The sequence below is a fragment of the Pseudomonas sp. D5(2026) genome (assembly GCF_057766845.1).
Genome location: NZ_CM173421.1, coordinates 1,019,923 through 1,039,968, shown reverse-complemented (window position 1 = coordinate 1,039,968; position 20,046 = coordinate 1,019,923). Strand labels below are relative to the sequence as shown.

The following is a 20,046-nucleotide window of genomic DNA, read 5'->3' as shown; positions in this document are numbered from 1 at the left end:
TGCCGCACGGATGATAAGCATTATCATTAACCTTTCGTCGGCCAGGTCCCCCCGTGAGTCAGTCCCGGTTCAATTCCGTCTTCCTCGTTCAGCGCCTCACCCTGCTGCGTACCCTGCAGCGCATGGTCGGTAACCCCAGCACGGCCGAAGACCTGCTGCAGGAAACCTACCTGCGGGTGTCCCGCGCGCTGGGCGAGCGGCCCATCGAGCACATCGAGCCGTTCGTGTTTCAGACCGCGCGCAACCTGGCCCTCGACCACCTGCGCGCGCGCCGCGTGCAATCACGCATGCTGGTCGATGACGTGCCAGATGAGGTCTTGCATAGCGTGGCCGCACCGGCCACCAGCAACGAAGACGCCGCCCATGCCGAACAGTTGCTCAAACAGCTCAGCGTCAGCCTTGGGCAACTGAGCGAGCGCCAACAGCGCATCTTCATCCTCAGCCGCCTGCATGGCGCCACCTACCTGGAAGTGGCCGAACAACTGAACATTTCGCCCAGCACGGTACAAAAGGAACTGAAACTGATCATGGCAATCTGCATGGGTGTTGCCGAACGACTCAAGTAAGCTGAACCCAGGCGAACGGCAACGCAAAGCCCTTGCCACACCCCGCCTTAGCCTTGATCATTCGCAAAAAAACCATTCAAGGATTCACCGTGACCGACCGCCCTGCCCCTCGCCCGTCACCTGCCCGGCTTAGCGCCCGAGCTCGTGCCATGGACGAGGCGCTGGACTGGCTGGTGCGCCTGCAATGCGCAGATGCCGCAGACACCCAGGCCTTTGAAGCCTGGCTGAGCGCTGCGCCAGAAAACGCCGAGGCCTATGTCGAGGCCGAGGCACTGTGGAACGGTACCCCGTTGCATCAAGTGGCCACACAGATGCACCAGCAGCAACGCCGCTCATGGCGCGGGCGCCTGCGCAGCCACTGGAAACCTCTGGCCACCGCAGCGCTGCTGGTGGTTGGGCTGTTCACCGTCGGTAACCTGCCCATGCGCCTGCAGGCGGACCACCTGACTGTGGTCGGCGAGCGCCAGCGCCTGCAACTGGAAGACGGCGCAAAAGTGCTGCTCAACACCAATTCGGCATTTGCCAGCGAACGCCAGGACGGCCGCCAGGTCGCCCGCCTGCTGCAGGGCGAGGCTTATTTTCAGGTTCCCGACAGCGCGCAGCTGCCGCTGGAAGTGAAAGCCGGGCCTTTGCGCGCACAGGTGCGCGACACCGACTTTGCCGTGCGTTACCTTGACGGCGAAGCTCAGGTGCGGGTGCAACGCGGCGCTGTCGACCTGCAGGGTGGGCGCGACCAGCGCATCCGCCTGAGTGCCGGCGACAGCATCAGCGTCGGCCCCGAGGGCTTTGGCCAACGCCAGCGCCCAGACATGCACAAGGACCTGGCCTGGATCGACGGCCGCCTGGTGTTCGAGAACTGCCCGTTGAGCCAGGTGCTGGCCGAAGTGCAGCGGTACTACCCGGGCTGGATCATCAACCGCAATACACAGCTGGAGAATGTTGCCGTCACCGGTAACTACCGCCTCGACCAGCCGCTGGAAACCCTGCGCGCACTGGCCCACATCACCTCGGCACAGCTGCATGAGTACCCGGCGCTGGTCATCCTGAACTGACCCTGAATTATTTTTACGCGATCGCACTCGCCCGCCCGTCTCGTTATAGCCAATGCAACTGATTCTTGTTTGTGAACGAGAACAGCCATCACCTATAACAGCCCGCGCGTCTGGGAGCGCTTCCGATGTCCACTGGTCCTACCCGCTCGTCCAACCTTCCCCGCCGTACAGGACAACTGTCCCTGTTGACCCTTGCCCTGCTCGCCAGCGGTGCCTGCAGCCTGCCGGCGCTGGCCGCCGAGCCGGCACAGGCCAGCAGCCCGCGTATGGGCGACTACCGCTTCAGCATCGGCCAGCAACCGCTGGTGTCGGCGATCAACGCCTTCAGCCAGGTCACCGGCTGGCAGGTCGGCTTCAGCGCCGAGCTGGCCGACGGCGTGGCTTCGCCAGGCGTACAGGGTTCGCTGCCGCCAGATGCTGCCCTCAAGCGCCTGTTGCGGGGTACCGGGCTGAGTTTTCGCAAGATCAGCAACGGCAATGTGGTACTGGAGCGCCAAACCGCAAGCAACGTGATCGCCCTGCAGCAGGTGACCGTCAGCGCCACCCGCAGTGCACAGGACGTCAGCCAGGTGCCGAGCACTGTCAGCGTGCAGACCCGTGAGCAACTGGACCGGCAGAACGTGAACAATATCCAGGATCTGGTGCGCTACGAGCCGGGGGTGTCGGTATCCGGAACCGGCCAACGCAGCGGGCTGAACGGCTACAACATCCGGGGTATCGACGGCGAGCGGATTCTCACCCAAGTCGACGGCGTGTCGATCCCCGACAGCTTCTTCTACGGCCCCTACGCCCAGACCCAGCGCAACTATGTCGACCCGGAAATCGTCAAGCGTGTGGAAATCCTCCGCGGCCCGGCCTCGGTGTTGTATGGCAGCAACGCCATCGGCGGTGCGGTGAGCTACTTCACCCTCGACCCGGACGACATCATCAAGCCCGGCAAAGACGTAGGTGCACGCCTGAAAACCGGCTACAGCTCGGCCGACGAAAGCTGGCTGACCTCCGCCACTGTCGCCGGCCGCCAGGGTGATCTCGACGGCCTGCTGCACCTGAGCCAGCGCAACGGCCACGAGACCGAAACCCACGGCAGCCACAGTGGCGACGGCCTGTCACGCACCGAAGCCAACCCGATGGACGTGCGCACCACCAACGTGCTGGCCAAGCTGGGCTGGAACTACGCCGACGACGCGCGCCTGGGGCTCACCTACGAGCGCTACAAGGATGACCGCGACCAGAACATCCTCAGCGCGGTGGGTGGGCCGTTCATTCCGGGCTTCGGTGGCATGAACTCGTACCGCATGCGCCAGGGCAACGACACGATCACCCGTGAACGCTTCGGCCTCAATCATGAATTCGACCTCGATAGCGTGGTCGCAGATCACGTCAAATGGAGCCTCAACTACCAGATCGCGAAGACCGACCAACGCACCGATGAGCTGTATGTCGCCTCGGGACGCCAAGTGTTTCGGGACCGGCAGACGACCTACAAGGATCGCCAGTGGGTATTCGACGCCCAATTGGACAAGGCCTTCAGCATCGGCCAAACCGACCACCTGCTCACCTACGGCACCACACTCAAACAGGAGAAAGTCACGGGTTCACGTAGCGGCACCGGCACTTGCCTGAATATCGGTGGGACCTGTACCGCCATCGGACAGGACAGCGCGCGTGACGGGCAGGCGTTGGTCAGCGACTTCCCGGACCCGACCGTGAATACCTACAGCCTGTTCGCGCAGGATGAAATCCGCTGGAACAACTGGACCTTCATGCCCGGCGCGCGCTACGACTACACCCGCATGGAACCCAAGTTCACCGAGGAATTCCTGCGTGGTCTGGAGTCCAGCGGTACGGCGCCAACCTCCCAGGACGATTCGGACAAGAAGTGGCACCGCATCTCGCCCAAGTTCGGCCTGACCTACGCCTTCAACGACAACTACACCTGGTACGGCCAGTATGCAGAGGGCTTCCGTACTCCGACAGCCAAAGCCATGTATGGCCGCTTCCAGAACCTGGACCAAGGCTACCGCGTGGAGGGCAACCCGAACCTCCAGCCTGAAAAGAGCAAAAGCTACGAAACCGGCCTGCGTGGCAACTTCGACGCCGGCAACTTCGACGTGGCAGTGTTCTACAACAAGTACCGTGATTTCATCGACGAAGATGCCGTGCAAAGCGCCAACCTGGAACAGACCTTCCAGGCCAACAACATCAAGCACGCCACGATCAAGGGTGCCGAATTCAAGGGCCGCCTGAACCTCGACCACTTCGGCGCAGCGCAGGGCCTCTATGCCCAAAGCTCGATTGCCTACACCTATGGTCGTAACGATGACACCGGTCAACCGTTGAACAGTGTCAACCCGCTCAAGGGCGTATTCGGCCTGGGCTACGAGCAGCAGAACTACGGCGGCTTGCTGAGCTGGACGCTGGTCAAGCGCAAGACCCGTGTCGACGACAGTACCTTCTATTCGCCTGACGGTTCCACCTCGAAGTTCCGTACCCCGGGCTACGGCGTGCTGGACCTGACCGGCTACTACAAGGTCACCGACGACGTCACCATCAATGCCGGGCTGTACAACCTTACCGACAAGAAATACTGGCAGTGGGATTCGGTGCGCAGCTACGACGGCCAGGGTGAAGCGGCTGTGACCCAGCCCGCTAACATCGACCGCCTGACCATGCCGGGGCGCAACTTCGGTATCAATGTGGTTTGGGATATCTGATCGCTTTAAATGTGCATTGGTTGTGAGATCGAGCGCCGCCCGCGCGGCGCATCGCGAGCGAAGCTCGCTCCTACATCTGTTTCGGGCCAGTTATTCCTGCGCCTTATGCGCGCGGCCCCTTGGTGTCCGACTCTGTATTGTGTCGAACCAACAAGGCGGTCGCGCGCGCGGTCACAGGTGTTATTGGCCCGAAACAGATGTAGGAGCGAGCTTCGCTCGCGATGCGCCGCGCGGGCGGCGCTCGATCTCTCAGGCGCTGCAATAACCAATCTGAAAACACCCTTTTTTTACTGTCCCGCCCCCGCTGTTTCGTCTTGTATCTAGACGCCCCCTCTCCAAGGACTGCCCCATGACCGAACGCCCAGCCCTGCGCTCCCAACGCCTGAACCAGATCACCCACGCCCCGCACGCCGAGCTGGATGCCCTGGTCAAATCCCACGCGCCTTTCGACAGCCGCGAAAGTTTCGCCCGCTTCGTCGTCGCGCAATACCTGTTCCAGTCCGAGCTGCAGGCCCTGTACAACGACCCTCAACTGATCGCCATCGTCCCTGACCTGGCTGAACGCTGCCGTGCCGACCAGGCCCGCCTGGACCTCGCCGACCTCGACACCGAAGTACCGGCCGCCGTGCCGGGCGCCGTAGGCAAGCCGAGCCTGGGCGAGGCAATGGGCTGGATCTTCGTCTCCGAAGGCTCCAAACTGGGCGCTGCGTTTCTGATCAAGCGTGCCGTGGCCCTGCAGCTGTCCGACAGCTTCGGTGCCCGTCACTTGGGCGAGCCCGCCGGTGGCCGTGCCGAAGGCTGGAAGCAGTTCACCCGCATCCTCGATGGCCTGGCGCTCTCGCCTGAAGAGGAAGCGGCTGCCGAACGCGGTGCAGTGGCCGCTTTCGAGCGTTTCACCGAGCTGCTCAAGCACGCCTACGCTGCGGATGCCGCGCTGGTCTGATACGCCGTAGCCGGCCACCCCTCCGGTGGCCGAACCGTTTTATGCAGTGAGAACATGACCCAACCAGCCCGCTCGAAACTCGCCCGCCTGTTGTATGGAATCCTGGCCTACGTGAGCCTCGGGGTGGGCCTGGTCGCCATTGTGATCCCTGGCTTGCCGACCACCGAGTTCATCCTGCTGGCCGCCTGGGCCGCCACACGCAGCTCACCGCGCCTGTCGGCATGGCTGGAGAACCACCGGCTGTTCGGGCCAATTCTGCATAACTGGCGCAACGGCAAGGTTATCCAGCGCCGCGCCAAGGTCAGCGCAACCATCAGCATGCTGCTGTGTGCGGGCCTGATGCTGACCTTTCTGGAACACCACTGGCCGGTATTCCTGGCAATCGCCGGGATGACCTTGGGCAACCTGTGGATCTGGTCACGCCCGGAGCACGCCTGCCCTGCCCCGTCACAAGCTCAGCAGCCCTGAATACAGGGCATAGGCCGCCAGCGCGGCACCCACCAGCACGGCGGCGAAAATCAGCTTTTCCCAGGCCGTGAACAACGTCTGCCCCTGCTCATGCTTGGCCCTCGCGAACAAGATGACGCCGGGGGCGTACAGCAGCGCCGAAAGCAGCAGGTACTTGAGCCCGCCGGCATACAGCAGCCACACGGCATACAGCAGGGCAACCAGCGCCACCAGCAAGTCCTTGCGCCGCAACCTCGGCTGCCCGGCATAGGTTTCTGCACGCATCGCCAGCAGCACGGCATACGCCGCAGACCACAGGTAGGGCACCAGGATCATCGACGAGGCCAGGTAGATCAGACTGGTGTACGTACCGGCGGAAAACAGCGTGATCAGCAGGAAGCCCTGAATCATGCAGTTGGTCAGCCACAGGGCGTTAGCCGGCACATGGTTGGCGTTTTCCTTGGCCAGAAAGCGCGGCATGGTCTTGTCCCGCGCCGTAGCGTAAAGGATCTCGGCACACAGCAGCGCCCAGGACAGCAAAGCGCCAAGCAACGAGACTGCCAGACCGAGACTGATCAGCAAGGCGCCCCAGGGGCCAACGATATGCTCCAGCACCGAGGCCAGTGAGGGGTTCTGCAGCCCGGCCAGTTCCGGTTGGGTCATGATGCCCAGCGACAACACGTTGACCAGCACCAGCAACGCCAGCACACCAAGAAAGCCGATGACCGTGGCCTTGCCCACGTCTGACCGACGCTGGGCGCGCCCGGAATACACGCTAGCGCCCTCTATGCCGATGAACACGAATACAGTCACCAGCATCATATTGCGCACCTGCTCCAGCACGCTGCCGAATTGTGGGTTGCTCAAGCCCCAGATATCCCGGGTGAAGATGTCGGCGCGGAAGGCAAATGCAGCGATCACCACAAAAATCAGCAACGGCACCACCTTGGCCACGGTAGTGACCTGGTTGATGAAAGCCGCCTCCTTGATGCCGCGCAATACCAGAAAATGCACCGACCACAACAGCAGCGAGGCACAACCGATGGCGATGGGTGTGTTGCCTTCGCCGAACACCGGGAAGTAGAAACCCAGGGTGCTGAACAGCAGTACGAAGTAGCCGACGTTGCCCAGCCAGGCGCTGATCCAGTAGCCCCAGGCCGAGGAAAAGCCCATGTACTCGCCAAAGCCAGCCTTGGCGTAGGCATACACCCCCGAGTCCAGTTCCGGCTTGCGGTTGGCCAAGGTCTGGAACACGAAGGCCAAGGCCAACATGCCGACTGCGGTGATCGCCCAGCCGATCAGCACTGCGCCCACATCGGCACGCGCGGCCATGTTCTGCGGCAGCGAGAAGATCCCGCCACCAATCATCGACCCGACCACCAGCGCGATCAGCGCGCCCAGGCGCAGCTTCTGTCCCGGTTCGCTCATGAGCCTCCTTCTTCAAACCCTGTCATGCGTTTGAAACAGCATTGCGGGCTATATAAATATCGTTACTTATACTGAAGCTGTGGGTTCAACCTATATCACTCATAACTGCTTTGTCTATGTACCTGCCCTCTCAAAACTAGCAGCAGTCCGGCAACAGGAAAAGAAACTGATAAAACTCGAATTTCTTGTGAAAAATTTGCTAAAGCGGCAAAAGCGGCTAATTTCAAGCATCGCAGGCTGAACAGAGCGTTTGCTCTAGAAGGACATGGAGGTGCCAGCACACAAGGCCTGCAGCTCAAGCTGTCGGCACTCTCCAGGAGCACCCGTGAAGGAAATTTCCTACCTTCACGGCGCCTTAAACTGACATAAGTCAGCTCAAGGCAAAGGCGTCGGATCTATTCTGTCGTCAACTTTCTCCTGGCAGGAGTTGTTAAATGTCTGATTCATCCGGAAAACTAAAGCTCGGCGCGTTAGTTGCACTTGTCGTCGGTTCGATGATTGGCGGCGGTATCTTCTCGCTGCCGCAAAACATGGCCGCCAGCGCAGGGGTTGGGGCCGTGCTGATCGGCTGGGCGATCACCGCAGTCGGCATGCTGACCCTGGCCTTCGTGTTCCAGACCCTGGCCAACCGCAAGCCTGATCTGGATGGCGGGGTGTATGCCTATGCCAAGGCCGGCTTCGGCGACTACATGGGCTTTTCCTCGGCCTGGGGCTACTGGATCAGTGCCTGGCTGGGCAACGTCGGCTACTTCGTGTTGCTGTTCAGCACCCTGGGCTACTTCTTCCCGATCTTTGGTGAAGGCAATACCCCAGCCGCCATCATTGGCGCGTCGATCCTGTTGTGGGCGGTGCACTTCCTGGTACTGCGCGGCATCAAGGAGGCTGCCTTCATCAACCTGGTCACCACTGTGGCCAAAGTGGTGCCGCTGGTGCTGTTCGCCCTGATCTGCCTGTTCGCCTTCAGGCTCGACATCTTCACCGCCGATATCTGGGCCGTGGGCACGCCAGAGCTTGGCAGTGTCATGAACCAGGTGCGCAACATGATGCTGGTCACCGTGTGGGTGTTCATCGGCATCGAGGGCGCGAGCATCTTCTCGGCGCGGGCGGAAAAACGCACCGACGTGGGCAAGGCAACGGTGATCGGCTTCGTGACCGTGCTGCTGTTCCTGGTGTTGGTCAACGTGCTGTCGCTGGGCATCATGACTCAACCGGAACTGGCCAAGCTGCAGAACCCGTCGATGGCTGCCGTGCTGGAGCATGTGGTCGGCCACTGGGGGGCGGTGCTGATCAGCGTTGGCCTGGTCATCTCGCTGCTCGGGGCGCTGCTGTCGTGGGTGCTGCTGTGCGCCGAGATCATGTTCGCCGCAGCCAAGGACCACACCATGCCGGAGTTCCTGCGCCGCGAGAACGCCAAACAGGTACCGGCCAACGCCCTGTGGCTGACCAACGCCATGGTGCAGATCTTTCTGGTCATCACGCTGTTCTCAAGCAGCACCTACCTGTCCCTGATCTACCTCGCCACCTCGATGATCCTGGTGCCCTACCTGTGGTCGGCAGCCTATGCGTTCTTGCTGGCACTGCGCAGCGAAACCTACGAACAGGCCCTGGCCGAACGCAAGAAGGACCTGATCATCGGTGGTATCGCCCTGTTGTACGCCGTCTGGCTGCTGTACGCAGGCGGCGTGAAATACCTGCTGCTCTCGGCCCTGCTCTACGCACCTGGCGCCATCCTGTTCGCCAAAGCCAAGCGTGAGGTGGGCAAACCGGTCTTCACCAACGTGGAAAAACTGATCTTCGCAGCCGTGGTCATTGGTGCCTTGGTGGCAGCCTATGGCCTGTATGACGGCTTCCTGACCCTTTGACCCACGTCTTCGCTCAATTGGAGGAATGAAACCATGTCCGCTGAAAAACAGAAGTACGGTGTCCACTCCGAAGCCGGCAAACTGCGCAAAGTGATGGTTTGCGCCCCTGGCCTGGCGCACAAGCGCCTGACGCCGAGCAACTGTGACGAACTGCTGTTCGACGACGTGATCTGGGTCGACCAGGCCAAGCGTGACCATTTCGACTTCGTTACCAAGATGCGCGAGCGTGGCGTGGATGTGCTGGAGATGCACAACCTGCTGACCGATATCGTGCAAAACAAAGAGGCCCTGAAGTGGATCCTCGACCGCAAGATCACCCCTGACACCGTCGGCGTAGGCCTGACCAACGAAGTGCGTAGCTGGCTCGAAGGCCTTGAGCCACGCCACCTGGCCGAATTCCTGATCGGCGGTGTGGCAGGCCAGGACCTGCCGCAGAGCGAAGGCGCCGAAGTCGTGAAGATGTACAACGACTACCTGGGCCACTCCAGCTTCATCCTGCCACCACTGCCCAACACCCAGTTCACGCGAGACACTACTTGCTGGATCTACGGCGGCGTGACGCTGAACCCGATGTACTGGCCGGCGCGTCGCCAGGAAACCCTGTTGACCACCGCCATCTACAAGTTCCACAAGGAGTTCACCGAGGCCGACTTCCAGGTGTGGTATGGCGACCCGGACAAGGACCATGGCAATGCCACGCTCGAAGGCGGTGATGTGATGCCGATCGGCAATGGCATCGTGCTGATCGGCATGGGCGAGCGCACCTCGCGCCAGGCCATCGGCCAGCTGGCGCAAAACCTGTTCGCCAAGGGCGCCGTCAAGGAAGTGATCGTCGCCGGCCTGCCAAAATCCCGCGCCGCCATGCACCTGGACACTGTCTTCAGCTTCTGCGACCGCGACTTGGTCACGGTCTTCCCGGAAGTGGTGAAAGAGATTGTGCCATTCATCATCCGCCCGGACGAAAGCAAGCCTTACGGCATGGATGTACGCCGCATCAACAAGTCGTTCATCGAAGTGGTGGGCGAGCAACTGGGCGTCCAGCTGCGCGTGGTCGAGACCGGCGGCAACAGCTTCGCCGCCGAGCGCGAACAGTGGGATGACGGTAACAACGTGGTGGCCATCGAGCCGGGCGTAGTCATTGGCTACGACCGCAACACCTACACCAACACCCTGCTGCGCAAGGCCGGCATCGAGGTCATCACCATCAGCGCCGGCGAACTGGGCCGAGGCCGTGGCGGCGGCCACTGCATGACCTGCCCGATCGTGCGCGACCCGATCGACTACTAACGACCATCACGCCCGGCCGCACCCATGAAGTGGCGGCCGGGACATCACCGAACTCAAGGAGAAACTGTCATGGCGTTCAACATTCACAACCGCAACTTGCTCAGCCTGGAACACCACACCACCCGTGAGTTGCGCTACCTGCTGGACCTTTCCCGCGACCTCAAACGCGCCAAGTACACCGGCACCGAGCAGCAGCACCTGAAGGGCAACAACATTGCCCTCATCTTCGAAAAGACCTCCACCCGTACCCGTTGCGCCTTCGAAGTGGCAGCCTATGACCAAGGCGCCAACGTCACCTACATCGACCCCAACTCCTCGCAGATCGGCCACAAGGAGAGCATGAAGGACACGGCCCGTGTGCTCGGGCGCATGTATGACGCCATCGAGTACCGTGGCTTCAAGCAGGAAATCGTCGAAGAGCTGGCCAAGTTCGCCGGCGTACCGGTGTTCAACGGCCTGACCGATGAATACCACCCAACCCAGATGATCGCCGACGTGCTGACCATGCGTGAGCACAGCGACAAGCCGCTGCACGACATCAGCTACGCCTACCTGGGCGATGCCCGCAACAACATGGGCAACTCGCTGCTGCTGATCGGCGCCAAGCTGGGCATGGATGTGCGCATCGCCGCGCCCAAGGCACTGTGGCCGCATGACGACCTGGTCGAACGCTGCAAACAGTACGCTGAAGAAAGCGGCGCACGCATTACCCTCACCGAAGACCCGAAAGCCGCGGTCAAGGGTGTCGACTTTGTCCATACCGACGTGTGGGTCTCGATGGGCGAGCCGATCGAAGCCTGGGGTGAGCGCATCAAGCAGCTCAAGCCTTATCAGGTGAATGCCGAACTGATGAAGTCCACCGGCAACCCGCGGACCAAGTTCATGCACTGCCTGCCGGCATTCCACAACTCCGACACCAAGGTAGGCAAGCAGATCGCCGAACAATACCCGGACCTGGCAAACGGCATCGAAGTGACCGATGACGTGTTCGAGTCGCCAGCGTGCATCGCCTTCGAGCAGGCGGAAAACCGCATGCACACGATCAAGGCGATCCTGGTATCGACCCTGGCGGATCTATAAGTAGCCCGCAGTCCCTGTGGGAGCGGGCGTGCCCGCGAAGGCGTCAGCCACATCATCGATGATGTCAGGTCTGGCCTCTTCGCGGGCATGCCCGCTCCCACAGCGAACTCCGCAGCCTCCGTGCAGCGACAGTCCATTCATTCTTTCGCTAAAGGACATTCCACATGCGTATCGTTGTTGCATTGGGCGGCAACGCCCTGCTTCGTCGCGGCGAGCCCATGACCGCTGACAACCAGCGCGCCAATATCCGCACCGCCACCGAACAGATCGCCAAGATTCACCCTGGCAACGAACTGGTCATTGCCCACGGCAACGGCCCGCAAGTGGGTCTGCTGTCGCTTCAGGCCCTGTCGTACAAGCCAGACGAGGCCTACCCGCTGGACGTGCTGGGTGCAGAGACCGAGGGCATGATCGGTTACATGATCGAACAGGAACTGGGCAACCTGCTAGCCTTCGAGGTGCCCTTCGCCACCTTGCTCACCCAAGTGGAAGTGGACGCCAACGACCCGGCCTTCAAGGATCCGACCAAATTCATCGGCCCGGTTTACAGCAAGGATGAGGCCGAGCGCCTGGCCAAGGAAAAGGGCTGGGTGGTCAAGGCCGACGGCGACAAGTACCGCCGCGTGGTAGCCAGCCCGAAACCCAAGCGCATCTTCGAAATTCGCCCGATCAAGTGGCTGCTGGAAAAAAGCAGCATCGTGATTTGCGCAGGCGGTGGCGGCATCCCCACCATGTACGATGAAAACGGCAAGCTCAAAGGCATCGAGGCGGTGATCGACAAAGACCTGTGCTCGGCGCTGCTGGCCGAGCAATTGGAAGCCGACCTTCTGATTATCGCCACCGACGTCGATGCAGCCTACATTGACTGGGGCAAACCGACGCAGAAGGCCATCGCCCAGGCCCACCCGGACGCGTTGGAAACGCTGGGGTTTGCCGCCGGCTCCATGGGGCCGAAGGTGCAGGCCGCCTGCGACTTTGCCCGCAACACCGGCAAGGTGGCGGTGATCAGTTCGCTGGAGAACATCGAAGGCATCGTCAAAGGCACGGCCGGCACTCGGGTTTCCACCGAGAAGCCGGGGATCAGCTACCGTTGATGCAGTCGGCGGGCTTACTCGGCCCGCCATTTTTGACCTTCCAAAGGAGATAGCCATGGCCCAGTATCACTCCGGTCATGTACACATCGAGCGCACTGCGCTGAACAACGCCGACCACAGCTATGACCTGAGCATCGAGTACGAGGCTGTGTCGGACCCCAAGGAAGGCAGAGGTATTCAGTTCCACATGCATGGCAGCATCGAAGGCAAGCCGGTGGAAGAAAAGTTCTTCCTGGCCAAGGACCAGGTCTTGCCCAGCTTCCTCATGCTACTGACCCGCAAGGCGCAGTCGTATCTGGCGCCGCCGAAAAAATTCGAGACCCTGAGTTCGCCGCACAAGCTCTATGACCATATGTTTGCGGACATTCGCGAAAAGCTCGATGTGAAATCGGGCGACCCGATCAAACCTGAACATCTGGAGTGACCCTTTTCGCGAGCAAGCCCGTCCCTACAGCAGCAATCCTGTGGGAGCGGGCGCGCCCGCGAATACGCCACCGCCAACCTTGGGCCTGACCCCCGTCTCAGGGCATACTGGCGGCCTCCGTTGCCAACTGTTCGAACCCCATGCGCATCCACGTCAGCTTCATCGACCGCGTCGGCATCACCCAGGAAGTCCTCGCCCTGCTCGGTGCCCGCAACCTCAACCTGGACGCCGTGGAGATGGTCCCGCCGAACGTCTACATCGACGCCCCTACCCTCAGCCCCGCCGTACTCGAAGAACTGCACGACGCGCTGTTCGAAGTACACGGCGTGCAATCGGTGGACGTGGTCGACATCCTCCCAGGCCAGCGCCGCCACCTGCAACTCGATGCCCTGCTGGCCGCCATGAGCGACCCGGTGCTGGCGGTGGACAGCGCAGGCCTGGTGCTGTTGGCCAACCCGGCGCTGATCGAACTGTGCGGTCGCGAATCTGCCGGGCGCTCGGTGGGTGAACTGTTTGGCGACCCCGCACTGCTGCAAGCGCTGCTGGACAACAACTTCCACCTGCCCATGCGCGAGATGCAGCTGAACGGCCATAGCCTGCTGCTGGACGCCATGCCGATCACCAACGCCGGCGGCCTGCTGACGCTGTACCCACCCTCGCGCATGGGCGAACGCCTGTCGGCCCTGCACCACGACCACGCCGAAGGCTTCGATGCCTTGCTGGGCGAGTCGCCGGCCATTCGCACCCTCAAAGCCCGTGCCTTACGCGTGGCTGCGCTCGATGCGCCGCTGCTGGTGCATGGCGAGACCGGCACCGGCAAAGAACTGGTAGCCCGCGCCTGCCATGCCGTCAGCAGCCGCCACGCGGCCCCGTTCCTGGCCTTGAACTGCGCAGCACTGCCGGAGAGCCTGGCCGAAAGCGAACTGTTCGGCTACGCGCCCGGGGCCTTTACCGGCGCGCAACGAGGTGGCAAGCCTGGGCTGATGGAACTGGCCAACCAGGGCACCGTATTCCTTGATGAAATTGGTGAGATGTCGCCATACCTGCAGGCCAAACTGCTGCGTTTTCTCAGCGACGGCAGCTTCCGCCGGGTGGGTGGCGACCGCGAAGTGAAGGTGGATGTGCGCATCATCAGCGCCACCCACCGCGATCTGGAACGCATGGTCGCCGAAGGCAGCTTCCGCGAAGACCTGTTCTACCGTCTGAACGTGCTTAACCTGGAGGTACCGCCGCTGCGCGACCGTGGCCAGGACATCCTGATGCTGGCGCACTTCTTCATGCAGCAGGCGTGCACGCAGATCCAGCGCCCAGCCTGTCGACTAACCCCCTCCACCCATTCGGCACTGCTGGCCAACCCTTGGCCGGGCAATGTGCGCCAGTTGCAGAACGTGATCTTCCGCGCCGCGGCTATCTGCGAGGGCAATCTGGTGGATATCGGCGACCTGGACATCGCCGGCACCTCGGTGGCACGCGGGCAAGATGGCGAAGTGGCCAGCCTGGAACAGGCCGTGGGTGATTTCGAGCGCGAGCTGTTACAGCGCCTGTATGCCAGCTATCCGTCAACACGACAACTGGCCGGGCGCTTGCAAACTTCGCACACGGCTATCGCCCAGCGGCTGCGTAAATATGGAATACCCGGGAAACCATGACGCCCGTGGTAAAAACCCATAATTGAATCAGACTTTTCCTAGCTGCCCAGCCGTATTTGACTGGAGTGCTCCCCGTAGAATGGTGACATTGTAATTTTGCATGTCACCTTGAACTAAGAGCACCCTGATGTTTGAACTCGATTTTTACGGGACACTTGTAGCCGCCTCTTTGGTACTGCTATTGGGACGCGGCCTGGTCGCACGTATTGGTTTCCTGCGCGCATACAATATCCCTGAGCCTGTTGCAGGCGGCCTGGTCGTTGCCTTGTCACTTCTGGCATTGCGCAGTTTCGATGTACACGTCCAATTTGATACCTCGTTGCAAACACCGTTGATGCTGGCATTCTTCGCTACCATCGGCTTGAGTGCAGACTTCGCGAGCCTGAAGAAAGGTGGACGCGTGGTCGCCGTATTCCTCCTGGTGGTGACGGGTTTGCTGGTGGTTCAGAACGCCATGGGTATCGGTCTGGCGACAGCGTTGGGGCTCGACCCGCTGATGGGCCTGCTGGCCGGTTCGATCAGCTTGTCGGGTGGCCACGGTACAGGTGTTGCCTGGGGCGCGACCTTCACTGAGAGGTTTGGCCTGGCTTCGGCGTCGGAACTGGCAATGGCCTCTGCCACTTTCGGCCTGGTGTTGGGCGGTTTGATTGGTGGCCCAGTCGCCCGGTTGCTGATCAAACGGGTCAAGACACCAGGGGTGCAAGAAGAAACGCCGCAGTTACCCAAGGGCTTTGAACAACCGGACAGAGAGCGCCTGATCACATCGTTTTCATTTATAGAAACCTTGGCACTTATTGCTGTCAGCTTATTGACTGGCACATTACTTAACAGCTTGCTGAAAGGTACAGCATTCGAACTACCGACATTCGTTTGCGTACTCTTCGTCGGCGTACTGTTGCGCAATGGGCTTCGGGCTTTCGGCTTTTACAAAGTATTCGAACGGGAAGTGTCGGTACTGGGCAATGTAAGTTTGTCCCTGTTCCTGGCCATTGCCTTGATGTCGCTCAAGTTGTGGGACCTGGCAGCCCTGGCTTTACCCTTCTTTACCTTGTTGGCCGCGCAGACACTGGTCATGGCGCTGTTCGCAATCTTCGTGACGTTCAAGGTAATGGGGCGCAACTACGATGCTGCAGTCCTGGCTGCCGGCCACTGTGGCTTCGGCCTGGGTGCTACACCGACAGCCATCGCCAACATGCAAGCGGTGACACAACGCTATGGCGCCTCGCACCTTGCCTTCCTGGTGGTGCCGATGGTGGGGGCGTTCTTCATCGACATCATCAATGTCATCGTGATCAAGCTGTACCTGGCATTGCCCTTGTTCATTACTGGTTAAGCGCTTTCAGGCCCCCTTAAAGCACAGGACCGGCAACCAGAAAGCCGCTCTGAGTTGCCTACCAACGCAGCATGCGGGGGCCCCACCAGGCACCGAACGCCGTCGGAACAAGCATGCCAAGGACATACCACACACCCCAGAACGGTACGCCCATTTCCGGACAATGCAGGCAGTAGGCCACCGTTGCGGTCGAGCCCGCCAGCAGGCCACCGGCAGCGCCCGCTTGCCGTAACCGGGTGGGCGCCAGGCCTTTCAGCGCCCAGAACACGGTGACAAAAGCCGGCACCGACAGCAACGTGATATTCAGTGCGCAGGTACGCCATGTGCGCCCGAACAACAGGTCGGCGCGAGCATCCACAGGCACCCCGGCGATACTCACGGCCGCCCCGCACCAGACCAGCAGCAGTGGCAAGCCAAGCATCTTCCAGCCTGCAGCGCCCTTCCCACCTGGCCTGGCCAAGCGGCTTGTCAACCACAGCCCGATCAACGCCAAGCTGGTTGGAAAGGCGACTTTGCCCCAGAACAACGGGGTTTGTGCAACCTCTGTGATATCACTACGTACACCGTAAAGGGCGACTGTCAGCAGCAGTGCTGCGGTCAGCCCACCCAGCACAGCAACCGCCATCCGCCTGCAAACGGCGTGGCGCGGCACTGGCCCTTCGCCTGCGGCCAGCAAGGCAATCAAGTCGTCAGTCTTCATGGTTATTGGCTCCTCCAATCAGCCTGGATAGCGCTTTCAGTCCTCGATGTATCCCAACCTTTACCGCTGAACTGGAAAGCCCGGTAAGTTGTGCCGTCTCTTCGACAGACAACCCCTCCAGCTTGACATGAACAATCGGCAGTCGTTGCCGCTCTGGCAGTTGCTTGAGCAGCTTGGTCAGGTCTCGGCTGGCCTCGGCTGATTCAACCTCCGAAATAGCAAACAATTGCGCATCATCGTCCAGAACATCATGCCGGGCTTCGCGACGTGAAACACTTCGCAGATGATCCGCCAGTTTGTAACGGGCGATCGCATGCACCCAAGCCGTCAAAGGCTGCTGTGCCTGGTAAGTGTGACGCGCGTTATGCACCGCCAGCAGCACATCCTGCACCATGTCCTCTATCTCGGCCGGGCGCCTGCTCAGACGGCTGCGCAGAAACGCACGCACATGCAGCGCAAGCGTGCCAAGAAAATCCTGATAGGCCAGCTGGTCGCCTGTCAGCCCTCGAAGCAACAGTGCTTTCAACCGGGCCTCGCGAGCCTCGAGCTCATCCTGTGAGTTAGTTCGCTGCATGGGCCGCCTGGGTTACACCCTGAATACAATTGACTTGATTCATCCGCTCCCGGCGTGTGGCACGCAGGTGCTGCAAATATGCCATGCCCTTGGCTACAACATCAGCTTGTGAAGACAAGCCCTGAAAAAAATTCTCCCACGGCTGTAACCCTTTTTACGCGAGGCACGAATTACTCCATGAGCCGCCGGTAAAGACCACGGCCACACTCTCAGGAGATTCACCCATGAAAACCCTCGCCCTCACCACTGCAGCACTTGCTCTCGCCTCGCTTGCAGGCGTTGCCATGGCGGCCGACAGCACGCAACCCGCAGGCAGTGGCGCTGCCATGGAAAAATGCTACGGCGTCGCCATGGCAGGAAAGAACGATTGCAAGGCCGGCGCCGGTACCAGCTGCGCAGGCAGTGCGAAGAAAGACTACGACGGCATGCACTGGAAAAACGTCCCCGCCGGCACCTGCACTTCGATCAAGACACCTGCCGGCATGGGTTCGCTGACACCTCACAAGTCTTAATCAGGGGAAACCGACCATGAACGCAGACGCACGAATGGGCGCCGGAGTCAGCCTGAAGGCCGAGCACTACGACCAGGCGCTGGCGTGCGATCTCGAAGGGCTCTGGTTTGAAGTTCACCCGGAGAACTACATGGTCGGTGGCCCTCGCCTTGCCTGGCTGAACCGCATCGCAGAGCGGCACCCGATCTCATTGCATGGTGTGGCACTTTCGCTGGCGGCTGACGCAGCCCCCGATCAGGACCACTTGCAGCGTCTGCGCGCACTGTGCGATCAGATCGAACCGGTACTTGTATCAGAGCACCTGGCCTGGTCCACCTGGCAGGGGCACTACCATCCAGACCTGCTGCCGTTTCCGCGCAGCAACGAGGCCCTGACCCGCATCGCTGAAAACATCCAGCGATGCCAGGAGGTATTGGGCCGGCGTATATCCATCGAAAACCCCAGTCATTACCTGCAGCTGCAGGGCCATGACTGGGACGAGATCGACTTTCTTGGCGAACTGACACGTCGCACGGGTTGTGGCCTGCTGCTGGACATCAACAACGTCTATGTGAGTGCTCACAATCTGGGGTTCTCGGCAACTGCCTACCTGGACCGCTTTCCAGCGCAAGCCATCACAGAAATTCACCTGGCCGGGCACAGCGATGATGACCAAGGCAACCTGTTGATCGACTCCCATGATGCGCAGGTGGCCGAGCCTGTGTGGGCGCTGTACCGCCAACTGGTTTCCCGTGTCGGCCCGCGCCCGACACTCATTGAACGTGACGACAAGCTTCCCCCGTTCACCGAACTGCTTGCTGAACGGTCCATCGCACAGTCGATCATGACTTGCCCAGGTGTATTGCCATGAACCTTTCCCTTGGTCAGTTCCAGCACGCATTCATCGAGGCACTCTATTCCCGCCCTGCTCCCCAGCTTTCGGGAGTGACCGAACAAGCGGCGTTCGCGGTTTATCGCAACACGGTGCTGGCCGGCTGCGTGGATGCGCTGCGCGCAAACTTTCCGAGCGTGTGCACACTCGTCGGGCGCGCCTGGATGGATGAGACCGCGGCAGTCTATGCGCGGCAATTTCCCCCCAGCGATCCCCGGCTGATCTGCTACGGCGCAACCTTTCCGGATTTCCTCGAAGACATTCAGTCACAACATGCTGTGCCGTATCTGGCGGATGTCGCGCGCCTGGACCTGCGTTGGACAGAAGCCTTCAGCGCGCCGAACGAATCGTGCCTGAACCTTGTCGAGCTGGCAGGCATGACCCCCAGCGATCTGGATCACGGTTGCCTGGCCCCCCGTGCCAGTGCCCGTTGGTACTGGTGCGAAGCGCATCCTGTGTACACCCTGTGGCGCTGCGCCCGCGAACAGCTTGCCTGGCCCCATGACCAGCCATGGGTGGGCGAAGGGGTACTGTTTGTCGGGACCGCTGATGGCGTATGCCATCAGCCGCTGGGGAAAGGTGGCCATGAGTTTCTCAAGGCCTGTGCGGCCGGACACTCGCTGATGCAGGCCTCAGACCTGGCACGACACGCAGAAACCGACCTGGACTTCACCGAGATGCTCGGGCGCCTGATGACAGCCCAGGCTTTTCGCCCACTCGCCTTCACAGGAGAACACCACCATGGCTAGTGTCGATTTCACGCCCCCGGCCAGCAGCTTGCGGCGCGCCTGGAACCACGTTGCGCAGAGCATCGAGCGCCGGTTGAGCGATGACCTGTTGTGCCTGGTCGCCCGGCTCGGGATCGCCTCGATATTCTTTCTTTCCGGGCGCACCAAAGTGGAAGGTTTCCTCACCCTCACACCCGGCACCTACGAGCTGTTCCGCACCGAGTACGCGCTGCCGCTCCTTTCGCCCTGGCTTGCAGCACACCTGGCAACCTACGCTGAGCACTTGTTCCCGCTATTGCTGGTGCTCGGCCTGATGACCAGGCTATCTGCGCTGGCACTGCTGGGCATGACCCTGGTGATAGAAGTGTTCGTATACCCCGATGCGTGGCCCACCCACCTGACTTGGGCAGGGCTCTTGCTGCTCCTGGTCGCACGTGGCGCCGGCGCGTTTTCGCTGGATCATCTGCTGAAAGTGAAATGACCGAAGGCCAATTGGCACCTGCCCTGTTCACGCAGCAATCGTATCGTTTTCGCTACACTGTATCGAAAACGATACAAGCCCGCCTCGACGTGGGTGCACAAGGGTTTGATGCTCAAACCCTTTTCCTCCCATGAGCACCTGTAACGATATCATTCCATACAAAAAATATGGCTTTCCACCATATTTACGTAAGCCATTGATAAATAATAAGTTTTTTATATTGGCCGCATTATTGCTAAGGGAATCCTACCCTAAGAGCGCGGCGCCACCGCGCCCCACGCCCTGCTTCCCGAGGATTTCC

At 61.0% G+C, this 20,046-nt stretch carries 19 protein-coding genes; 16 read left to right on the top strand and 3 right to left on the bottom strand.

Annotated features, from left to right (window positions below):
* Positions 1-53: 53 nt before the first annotated feature.
* The 5 genes from AC3B5Q_RS04855 (at position 54) to AC3B5Q_RS04835 (ending at position 5,743) form a co-directional block, all read left to right on the top strand.
* Complete coding sequence (locus AC3B5Q_RS04855; RefSeq protein WP_103463206.1) at positions 54-566, top strand: RNA polymerase sigma factor; 513 nt, start codon at positions 54-56, stop codon at positions 564-566.
* Between the two features lie 89 nt (positions 567-655).
* A complete protein-coding gene (locus tag AC3B5Q_RS04850) occupies positions 656-1,618 on the top strand; it encodes a FecR family protein (RefSeq protein ID WP_021781898.1) in 963 nt (320 codons plus the stop codon).
* Between the two features lie 125 nt (positions 1,619-1,743).
* Entirely contained in the window at positions 1,744-4,332 is a 2,589-nt protein-coding gene (locus tag AC3B5Q_RS04845; protein ID WP_103443543.1) for a TonB-dependent receptor, read from the top strand.
* A 349-nt stretch (positions 4,333-4,681) separates the two neighbouring features.
* Complete coding sequence (locus tag AC3B5Q_RS04840) at positions 4,682-5,275, top strand: biliverdin-producing heme oxygenase (protein ID WP_021781896.1); 594 nt, start codon at positions 4,682-4,684, stop codon at positions 5,273-5,275.
* 54 nt (positions 5,276-5,329) lie between these two features.
* Positions 5,330-5,743 carry a YbaN family protein gene (locus tag AC3B5Q_RS04835; RefSeq protein ID WP_021781895.1) on the top strand — a complete coding sequence of 138 codons (414 nt, stop codon included), beginning with the start codon at positions 5,330-5,332 and terminating at the stop codon, positions 5,741-5,743.
* Here the strand turns inward: AC3B5Q_RS04835 and arcD (AC3B5Q_RS04830) are convergent.
* On the bottom strand, positions 5,723-7,150 hold the full coding sequence (gene arcD / locus AC3B5Q_RS04830; protein WP_021781894.1) for an arginine-ornithine antiporter: 1,428 nt from the start codon (positions 7,148-7,150) through the stop codon (positions 5,723-5,725). The two genes, AC3B5Q_RS04835 and arcD (AC3B5Q_RS04830), sit on opposite strands and share 21 nt — an antisense overlap.
* 434 nt (positions 7,151-7,584) lie before the next feature.
* Between arcD (AC3B5Q_RS04830) and arcD (AC3B5Q_RS04825) the strand changes: the two genes are divergently transcribed.
* The 7 genes from arcD (AC3B5Q_RS04825) to gltS all read left to right on the top strand — a co-directional run bounded on the left by arcD (AC3B5Q_RS04825) (position 7,585) and on the right by gltS (position 15,879).
* The gene (gene arcD, locus AC3B5Q_RS04825; protein WP_021781893.1) at positions 7,585-9,012 is read left to right on the top strand and encodes an arginine-ornithine antiporter; all 1,428 of its coding nucleotides are present in this window, start codon (positions 7,585-7,587) and stop codon (positions 9,010-9,012) included.
* Positions 9,013-9,045: 33 nt separating this feature from the next.
* The gene (arcA, locus tag AC3B5Q_RS04820; protein WP_021781892.1) at positions 9,046-10,299 is read left to right on the top strand and encodes an arginine deiminase; all 1,254 of its coding nucleotides are present in this window, start codon (positions 9,046-9,048) and stop codon (positions 10,297-10,299) included.
* 69 nt (positions 10,300-10,368) lie between these two features.
* A complete protein-coding gene (locus AC3B5Q_RS04815; protein ID WP_003255074.1) occupies positions 10,369-11,379 on the top strand; it encodes an ornithine carbamoyltransferase in 1,011 nt (336 codons plus the stop codon).
* 164 nt (positions 11,380-11,543) lie between these two features.
* Positions 11,544-12,473: a carbamate kinase gene (gene arcC, locus AC3B5Q_RS04810; RefSeq protein ID WP_028698087.1), complete on the top strand. Its 930-nt coding sequence runs from the start codon at positions 11,544-11,546 to the stop codon at positions 12,471-12,473.
* A gap of 55 nt (positions 12,474-12,528) precedes the next feature.
* Positions 12,529-12,897 (top strand): DUF5064 family protein, encoded by a 369-nt coding sequence (locus AC3B5Q_RS04805; RefSeq protein ID WP_021781890.1) that lies wholly within the window; start codon positions 12,529-12,531, stop codon positions 12,895-12,897.
* A gap of 140 nt (positions 12,898-13,037) precedes the next feature.
* Entirely contained in the window at positions 13,038-14,546 is a 1,509-nt protein-coding gene (gcsR, locus tag AC3B5Q_RS04800) for a transcriptional regulator GcsR (RefSeq protein WP_003255078.1), read from the top strand.
* Between the two features lie 127 nt (positions 14,547-14,673).
* Positions 14,674-15,879, top strand: a complete 1,206-nt coding sequence (gene gltS, locus AC3B5Q_RS04795; protein ID WP_021781888.1) for a sodium/glutamate symporter — start codon at positions 14,674-14,676, stop codon at positions 15,877-15,879.
* A 58-nt stretch (positions 15,880-15,937) separates the two neighbouring features.
* On the opposite strand, the gene AC3B5Q_RS04790 is transcribed toward gltS, so the two are convergent.
* Positions 15,938-16,579 carry a DUF1109 domain-containing protein gene (locus AC3B5Q_RS04790; protein WP_488392857.1) on the bottom strand — a complete coding sequence of 214 codons (642 nt, stop codon included), beginning with the start codon at positions 16,577-16,579 and terminating at the stop codon, positions 15,938-15,940.
* On the bottom strand, positions 16,569-17,153 hold the full coding sequence (locus AC3B5Q_RS04785) for a sigma-70 family RNA polymerase sigma factor (RefSeq protein WP_021781886.1): 585 nt from the start codon (positions 17,151-17,153) through the stop codon (positions 16,569-16,571). The genes AC3B5Q_RS04790 and AC3B5Q_RS04785 overlap by 11 nt, the downstream gene beginning before the upstream one ends.
* A gap of 224 nt (positions 17,154-17,377) precedes the next feature.
* On the opposite strand from AC3B5Q_RS04785, the gene AC3B5Q_RS04780 reads away from it, so the two are divergent.
* The 4 genes from AC3B5Q_RS04780 to AC3B5Q_RS04765 are packed head-to-tail and all read left to right on the top strand — an operon-like array spanning position 17,378 to position 19,745.
* Complete coding sequence (locus tag AC3B5Q_RS04780; protein WP_021781885.1) at positions 17,378-17,665, top strand: BufA1 family periplasmic bufferin-type metallophore; 288 nt, start codon at positions 17,378-17,380, stop codon at positions 17,663-17,665.
* Between the two features lie 16 nt (positions 17,666-17,681).
* A complete protein-coding gene (bufB, locus tag AC3B5Q_RS04775; protein WP_488392856.1) occupies positions 17,682-18,515 on the top strand; it encodes an MNIO family bufferin maturase in 834 nt (277 codons plus the stop codon).
* Positions 18,512-19,285: an HvfC/BufC N-terminal domain-containing protein gene (locus AC3B5Q_RS04770; RefSeq protein ID WP_448176632.1), complete on the top strand. Its 774-nt coding sequence runs from the start codon at positions 18,512-18,514 to the stop codon at positions 19,283-19,285. The genes bufB and AC3B5Q_RS04770 overlap by 4 nt, the downstream gene beginning before the upstream one ends.
* The gene (locus tag AC3B5Q_RS04765) at positions 19,278-19,745 is read left to right on the top strand and encodes a DoxX family protein (RefSeq protein WP_392521230.1); all 468 of its coding nucleotides are present in this window, start codon (positions 19,278-19,280) and stop codon (positions 19,743-19,745) included. The genes AC3B5Q_RS04770 and AC3B5Q_RS04765 overlap by 8 nt, the downstream gene beginning before the upstream one ends.
* Positions 19,746-20,046 lie beyond the last annotated feature (301 nt).